Origin of the sequence: Pedobacter nototheniae (assembly GCF_032678625.1) — a bacterium.
Classification (GTDB): domain Bacteria; phylum Bacteroidota; class Bacteroidia; order Sphingobacteriales; family Sphingobacteriaceae; genus Pedobacter; species Pedobacter nototheniae_A.
Genome location: NZ_JAVTSO010000005.1, coordinates 420642 through 428152, shown reverse-complemented (window position 1 = coordinate 428152; position 7511 = coordinate 420642). Strand labels below are relative to the sequence as shown.

General features: G+C 37.8%; 6 protein-coding genes and 1 pseudogene. All 7 read right to left on the bottom strand.

Going from position 1 to position 7511, the window contains the following annotated elements; translation table 11 throughout:
- Window positions 1-36: 36 nt before the first annotated feature.
- On the bottom strand, window positions 37-1380 hold the full coding sequence (locus R2Q77_RS16630) for a deoxyguanosinetriphosphate triphosphohydrolase (protein ID WP_316804848.1): 1344 nt from the start codon (window positions 1378-1380) through the stop codon (window positions 37-39).
- 130 nt (window positions 1381-1510) lie between these two features.
- Window positions 1511-2122: a hypothetical protein gene (locus tag R2Q77_RS16625; protein WP_316804847.1), complete on the bottom strand. Its 612-nt coding sequence runs from the start codon at window positions 2120-2122 to the stop codon at window positions 1511-1513.
- Entirely contained in the window at window positions 2122-2625 is a 504-nt protein-coding gene (locus R2Q77_RS16620; protein WP_316804846.1) for an RNA polymerase sigma factor, read from the bottom strand. The genes R2Q77_RS16625 and R2Q77_RS16620 overlap by 1 nt, the downstream gene beginning before the upstream one ends.
- A gap of 11 nt (window positions 2626-2636) precedes the next feature.
- The gene (locus R2Q77_RS16615; protein ID WP_316804845.1) at window positions 2637-3527 is read right to left on the bottom strand and encodes an alpha/beta hydrolase; all 891 of its coding nucleotides are present in this window, start codon (window positions 3525-3527) and stop codon (window positions 2637-2639) included.
- Window positions 3528-3622: 95 nt separating this feature from the next.
- Window positions 3623-3760, bottom strand: a pseudogene (locus R2Q77_RS16610) (DUF4287 domain-containing protein); the annotation flags it as partial.
- Between the two features lie 175 nt (window positions 3761-3935).
- Complete coding sequence (locus R2Q77_RS16605) at window positions 3936-4706, bottom strand: glucose 1-dehydrogenase (RefSeq protein WP_316804844.1); 771 nt, start codon at window positions 4704-4706, stop codon at window positions 3936-3938.
- A gap of 22 nt (window positions 4707-4728) precedes the next feature.
- Window positions 4729-7338: an MGH1-like glycoside hydrolase domain-containing protein gene (locus tag R2Q77_RS16600; RefSeq protein WP_316804843.1), complete on the bottom strand. Its 2610-nt coding sequence runs from the start codon at window positions 7336-7338 to the stop codon at window positions 4729-4731.
- Window positions 7339-7511 lie beyond the last annotated feature (173 nt).

Genomic DNA, 7511 nt, shown 5'->3' with positions numbered 1-7511 from the left:
GATAACACCAGCCATTAAAAATACCCAGCACCTTGGCTAAGTTTCTGAAGGAAAAGAAATGCCTTTAATGTTCCGGTATAAATCAACGGCATACAAATCTGTCATGCCTGATACAAAGTCCAATACGCTTTGAGTTCTTGAATATATATCAGTTAAATCAGTATGGTATTGTTTTGGAATAAGTTTCACCAGTTTTTTATAATAGTGGGTGTTGTTATTAATTAGTGCAGGTACAAATTCTTCTAATAAACCTGCCATAATTTTATATCCTGCAACTTCTTTCTGTATTACCGACGAGAAATTATAAATACGTTCTACAGAAACCTTTTCAACGGCTTTCCATGCACTCAGGTATGGCTCCGGAATCAAATCTGTTAAACTTTGATTTAAATCGCCCCTCAATAAACTTTCCTGTTCTCTGTAAAAAATCTCTGCACAGGTTACCGTTAAGGTATTGATGGCTTTGGCCCTCAATAAACCTATTTTGGCATCATCATCCTCATAATCATTTTTAAGCCTGTCTTCAATTGTTTTAGAATTGGCAAAAGGTAATAAATAACCTTTCACTTCTTCGTAAGAAAGGATTTTTAAACGATGGGCATCTTCCAAATCAATAATACTGTAACAAATATCATCTGCCGCCTCAACCAAATAAACCAGTGGATGGCGCTTATAAATTAAGTGCGCTCCCTCCTCTTTTTCAAGCTTTAGTTCTGCTGCAATCTTTTTAAATGTTTCTTCTTCCGACTGGAAAAAGCCATATTTTTTTCTGTGCAGTATTCCTTTTTGCTTGCCTGCTATAGATGCGCAAGGGTATTTTGCAATAGAAGCTAAGGTAGAATAAGTTAAAGCGTAGGCGTCGTTCCCTTTACCTTTTAGCGGATGTGTTAAAATGCGGATGGCATTGGCATTTCCCTCAAAATTAATTAAATCGTGCCATTGAGATTCAGACATTTCTTTCTGGTACACTTTTCCGTCACCATCAGTAAAATACCTCGAAATGGCGGCTTCTCCTGAATGCCCGAAAGCCGGATTTCCCAAATCATGTGCCAGTGCAGCCGCCGCTACAATATTACCTACTTCATTAATTAAAGGTACTTCTTTAATTAATTGTGGATTTTTTTCCTCTAAAGTGTTTAAAAAAATATTAGCCATAGAACGGGCAACGCTTGCTACCTCCAAACTATGAGTTAAGCGATTGTGTACAAATACACTACCTGGCAGCGGAAAAACCTGCGTTTTATTTTGCAAACGACGGAATGGTGAAGAAAATATTAAGCGATCATAATCACGCTGAAAATCAGAACGTGCCCTATCAGTACTGGCACCATACTGTTCTTGCCCGTACCTTTTATTCGATAGTAAATATTTCCACTCCATGCGCTCAATTAATTTTGGGCGAAGTTAATGAATCAAGGGCTTTAATAAAAAGAATCATTTTTAAAACCTGTCATTTTTTTACCCTAAACAAACCCGCAGTTAAATGCGCCACAAAACAATTAGCACACTGTTAATTCTCTATAGTATAATTTAATCCTCGTTTCATGTTTTCCAAATCAGCAATCAATTCATGTATTTCCTTCAATTGCTTTTTCTGTTTCCTTGCCCTGTTCCAAACCGTAATGCCAAATATGTAAAAAGTAGTAATACCTAAAGCTGTATACCTAAAAGTTGGAGTGGCCATCATCGTAATCTCCCATATATACATCACCATTGCCAACCACAATAATATGGTGTACATCCAGGTGTATTTTGTAATTATATTTTTCTGCCAATTCAGTCTTTTAATTTGCTGCTGGATATATTCCTGGCTGGAATCATGTATGTTTCTTTTTTTAAAAGCGTAGCTTCTCCAATTTATCACTAAAAACACGATCATTAAAATGTAAACGGTAGCAATACTAATTTTGAAAGGCAAGCCATACTGATCTTTAAAAGAAAAATAAACCCAGCCAATGACCACCATAGCCACAAAAAAGCCTAAACTCATACAAATGTTGTTTCTAAAGAGTTTTTGTTGGTTTCTTTCCCACCTATCCTTTTGTGCATCCAGTAATTTATGGTCTGTATTAACCTCAACGGGCTGTGCCTGCCAGCTTTTTTGAATATCTTCGAAGTCCATTATTTTTTTAATTGCATGAGTTTAAGCAATCTTGCTTTTATACGATTAATTTTTACGCCCACCTGGTTAATGTTGGTACCTGTTATTTCGGCAATATCCTTATAACTCCTATCTTCTAATACCAGTGATATAATTAGCCTGTTTTCTGCCTCAAGCATACTGATGCAATAGCGCAGGTGATCCAACTGAATTTCCTGTTCCATTTTTTGAGGCATGGTATCTTCGTAAGGAAGCTGAATCTGATCTGGCAGAGACTGATGATCATGCTTTTTATTTTTTAAATTATAACTAATGGCTGTATTAACTGCAACCCTATATATCCAGGTGCTTACTTTGGCGTGGCCTTTAAAGTTGTGCATGCTTTTCCACACCTGGAATAAAATCTCCTGGTAAAGATCATTTGCATGAGAAACATCATAAAGATAAGCCCTGCAAATCCGATATATACTGGCGTGATTATTTTTAACCAGCTCATTAAATTCTTCTTCCTGTTTATCCGGCATTTATAAATGAATTAATCTGCCTTAATAAAGGCATCAATTTCACTAAAAAACCATTCTGGAGCATCATACATTATAAAATGTTTGGCTGATGGCGTTACCTCCACTTTGCAGGTTTTACATTGCTGGTATTGCTGCTGGTAAGACGACAATACATATTCTTTGGTGAACGCCGGATATTGAGCAACGGGTGCAAAAGCGGCCATAACCAATACAGGTATTTTAATAGCTGCAATATTTTGACGCATATCATTGCCCAACATTTCGTACATACTATAAGCCATTGTTTTACGATCGGAGTTTGCACCCCAGGTTGCAATTTTATCCCATTTTGTAGAATCGGCACATAAAAATTTTGCGGTATTAAACTGGCTGGCTTTAAGAGCAGCATAATCCATTTTATCAAAGTTGGCCAAAGCTTTTTTAGCTTCTTCTTCATTAAATCCATTTTTTGCATTGGGATTCATCATGCCTGCATAAAATGGTAAAGCATCAACTATAATAACTTTTTGCAAATGCGCCTGCAATTCCGTAGCAATACGCAAGGATAGAAAACCACCTATTGAATGGCCTACCAAAATCACATGTTCTAATTTTTTATCCTTTATATACTGTATAATCGCATCCTTATAAGTATCTAAATAAGGTGTTTTTGTAGTTGGAGCCACTCCGGCATAACCTGCCAAGGTAAATACATGGCATTGATGGTTTTTACTGTACCGTGCTATTGTTTCATCCCAAACCGCACCACTGCAGGTTAAACCCGGGATAAACAACATGGGTTGGCCTTTTCCTGTTACCTTAACCTCGAAAGGTTTTGTACTTACCGTTTGGGCAAATAAATGATTTCCTGTTACAAATAGGGCAATTAATATAACCGGGATTATTAAAATTTTCTTTTTCATCTTTTTAGCATTTACTTCTTAGTAAAGCTTTATGAAAATTTCTTACAGTATTAAGCAAATTATTTTTTCAGAGGATGAAAAAGGATTGATTTTTCCTATTCGCTGTCTTCGTTTTTAATTCCTTTTAACAAAGCATAAATTGCCATTGCACGGCCGTGGCCCAGATCGTAATCTGCTTTTAACCAATTTACCACGTCGCCAGCTTTTACCGTGGCTTTAAGCATATCATTTTCTGTGAAACCTTTTTCCTGGGCTTTTCCTCTAAAATCATGAGCAGTAAGTCCTGTTTTTTTTTAATGGTTTTTAAATAGCCCTGGAATGACATGGTTAGATAATTTTATAAACGAATATAATTAATTTAATTTCCTTTAAGCTTGTTAAAGAAGATCAATAAAAAGCATGGTCATTCTATTGTTCTTCATAGTGGTAGGTCAAGCCTCCATCAACAAAATAAGTAGAACCGGTAACATATTTCGCATCGTCAGAAGCCAGAAATGCCACCACGGCGGCAACATCTTCAGGAGCGCCCAGCTTTTTCATTGGAATATTTTTAAGTACATTATTTAACTGTTCCTTATTATCCATCAGTGATTGATTAATAGGTGTAGCAATTGCGCCGGGGGCCACATTGTTAATCCGAATATTAAAAGGGGCAAGTTCTGTAGCTAAATTCCTGGTTAACATTTTAAGACCACCTTTACTGGCGCAGTACGCTGCGAAATGAGGAAAGATAATTTCTTCATGTACCGAACTCATATTTACTACCGTACCCGGATTTTTACTATCCATGCAATATTTGGCAAAAGCCTGAATACCAAAGAAAAGCCCTTTTAAATTTGTATCCATTACCAAATCGTATTCTGCTTCGGTTACTTCCCAAAAGTTATGGTTCTTTTCTACACCTGCATTGTTTACCAGAATATCCAGCTTTCCATAAACTTTAGTGGCATCATTTATCAGGTTAATTACATTTTGTGTCTGGCTAATATCGGCAACTAAAAAAGTAGCCTTTCTACCCATTTCATTAATTTGGCTAATAAGCTTTTCGCCACGCTCATCCAGCGTTCGGCCATTTAAAATTATATCGGCACCTTCACTTGCCATTCGCAAGGCACATGCAGCACCAATTCCCTGACTGCTTCCGGTAACTAAAGCAACTTTATTTTTAAATCTTTCCATGGTAGTTTTTATTTAATTTGTGTTATAAAAGGGCAATTAACGCCGTCCAACCGGTTTGGTGGCTCGCGCCCAACCCTTTGCCATTATCACCATTAAAATACTCATAATACAACAGGTAATCCTTAAAGTATTCATCATGATTTAACTTGGGATAACCTCCAAATACGGCCCGTTCGCCTTTATCATTTTTTAAAAACAGGTTTTTCATCCGCTGGCTTAACAAGTCTGCAATTTCAGACAGCGAAAAATATTCATTGGACCCAGTTGGATACTCTACTTTAAAATCATCTGTATAATATTCGTGAAAATGCTTTAAGGCATCCACCAATAAATAATTCAGGGGCATCCAGATTGGCCCACGCCAGTTGCTGTTGCCACCAAACATACCGGTATCACTTTCTGCCGGAATGTATTTTACGGAATAATCACTCCCATTTAACCAATAACTATAGGGCTGTGTTTCATAAACTTTAGAAACCGACCTGATACCGAAATCAGAAAGAAATTCGCTTGTATCCAGCATTCTGCGTAAAAGCATTTTCATTCTGTGCCCGCGCAGAAGTGAAAAAAGGTGCTTGTCATTGCCACTTGTATCTGCCCAATGGCTTACCAGTTGAACCAGGTCAGGCCGCTGAAGCATAAAAGCCTCTAAACGGGACCTGAGTTTTGGTAAATCTTTCCAGTCTTTATCGCTGAAAACAATCACTGCAAACATGGGTATAAGCCCTACAAGGGTACGAAGGCGTAACCGATCCCAATCTCCATCAGGCTTGCGCAATAAATCATAGTAAAAGCCATCGTGGTCATCCCATAAGCCAATATGATGATCGCCCATATTATCAATTGATCCGGCAATGAATAAAAAATGTTCAGCAAATTTAATCGCCATATCTTCATATAAAGAATTATGCAAAGCCAATTCAATACTAATCTGAAGCATATTTAAAGCATACATGGCCATCCAGCTGGTGCCATCTGCCTGCTCTAAAAATCCGCCGCCTGGTACAGGTTCACTACGGTTAAATACGCCTATATTATCGAGACCTAAAAAACCACCTTCAAAAATATTATTGCCTTCACTATCTTTTTGGTTTACCCACCAGGTAAAATTGAGGAGTAACCGCTGAAATACTTCTTCTAAAAACTTTAAATCGCCGGTACCTTTCGCTTTCTTATCTACCAGGTAAACCTTATAAGAAGCCAATGCATGTACCGGTGGATTTGCATCTGTAAAATCCCACTCATAAGCGGGTAACTGCCCGTTTGGATGGATGTAACTATTGTTTAGCAACAATCGCAATTGCTGTTTTGCAAAATCGGGATCAACAGGCGCCAGTGCTATGCAATGAAAAGCAAGGTCCCAGGCTGCAAACCAGGGATACTCCCACTTATCTGGCATCAAAATTACATCAGCAGCCATAAAATGGCTCCAGTGATAATTTCTGCCACACGCTCTTTCATCATCAGGTTTTGGCAAACCCGGATCGCCTTTTAGCCAGGCATTTACATCGTAATTATAATACTGCTTATTCCATAACAGGCCTGCCCAGGCCTGTCGCTGCAGCATTTTTTCCTCGTCACTATTACCTGCAGCATGTTTATCGGCATAAAACTCATTGGCTTCCTGTTTACGGTTTTCAAAAACCTCTTCATAATTTTCAAAAGGTGTTTTTAACTGCTTACTGCTTAACCGGAGTTTTATACTAACACTTTGTTTTGCAGGTACAAGTTTTTTATAATGCACCGCTACTTTGGTTCCTGTTTTTGCAGGATTTATAGCCTTTTTATCTCCGTTTATCAGGTAGTTATTAATACCATCCTTTACGTAATCTGATTGATTGGCCGATTGATATAAACGTTCGTTGTTGGTTTCATTATCGGTAAATAAAAATTCAGGGCTTCCATCTGCATAGCAATATAACCTACCCAGTTTTTCTGAATGCAGCAATAGTTTGTCCTGCCCTACTGTACTAATGGTGGGTTTAACTGCAGCACCATTCCAGCTCCAGTTATTCCGGTACCACAATTGTGGCAACACATGAAGTTCGGCATCCTCATTGCTCCTGTTAAAAATGGTATAGTTGATGAGGAGGTCATCTTCATCATTCTTTGCATAATTAATAAAAACATCAAAGTATTTGTCTTCATCAAATATACCGGTGTCCATCAATTCAAATTCGGGCTCCAGCCTGGATCGTTTAGCATTTTCTTCTACAAGCCTGGAATAGGGAAAAGCAGATTGCGGATATTTATACAACATTTGCATGTATGTATGCATGGGCGTATTGTCCAGGTAATAATATAGTTCTTTTACATCCTCACCATGATTTCCTTCTGCGTTGTTTAACCCAAAAAGACGTTCTTTTAAAATGGGGTCGCTGCCGTTCCATAAGGCTAAGCCCAGGCAAAGCAGTTGTTCACTGTCACTAATACCCCCCAAACCCTCTTCTCCCCATCTAAAGGCTTTACTTCTTGCCGTATCATGGGTGGTAAAATCCCATGCATCACCTCCCGGGCTATAATCTTCTCTAACGGTTCCCCATTGTCGTTCTGCAACATACGGACCCCATTTAAGCCATGCTTTTTGATTGGCATATTGTTGATTGATGCGACCTTGTTCGGCTTTAGACATAAAAAATTAATTAACTGTGTATTGCCAAAATGGCTAAAAATTGTACCAAATACATCCCCGTTCTCCAATCGTTAATATTATTTAAATATCAGCGATTAAAATGAATATATTCTGAATATTAAGTCATCAAATGAAGAATAAATTGCAAACTTTTTGCTTTTAGAAACGTTGTT

What these genes read in the sequence shown, in the direction of transcription:
- R2Q77_RS16630 (WP_316804848.1), bottom strand. Translation starts at nt 1,380, where the DNA reads ATGGAGTGGAAATATTTACTATCGAATAAAAGGTACGGGCAAGAACAG.
- R2Q77_RS16625 (WP_316804847.1), bottom strand. Translation starts at nt 2,122, where the DNA reads ATGGACTTCGAAGATATTCAAAAAAGCTGGCAGGCACAGCCCGTTGAG.
- R2Q77_RS16620 (WP_316804846.1), bottom strand. Translation starts at nt 2,625, where the DNA reads ATGCCGGATAAACAGGAAGAAGAATTTAATGAGCTGGTTAAAAATAAT.
- R2Q77_RS16615 (WP_316804845.1), bottom strand. Translation starts at nt 3,527, where the DNA reads ATGAAAAAGAAAATTTTAATAATCCCGGTTATATTAATTGCCCTATTT.
- R2Q77_RS16605 (WP_316804844.1), bottom strand. Translation starts at nt 4,706, where the DNA reads ATGGAAAGATTTAAAAATAAAGTTGCTTTAGTTACCGGAAGCAGTCAG.
- R2Q77_RS16600 (WP_316804843.1), bottom strand. Translation starts at nt 7,338, where the DNA reads ATGTCTAAAGCCGAACAAGGTCGCATCAATCAACAATATGCCAATCAA.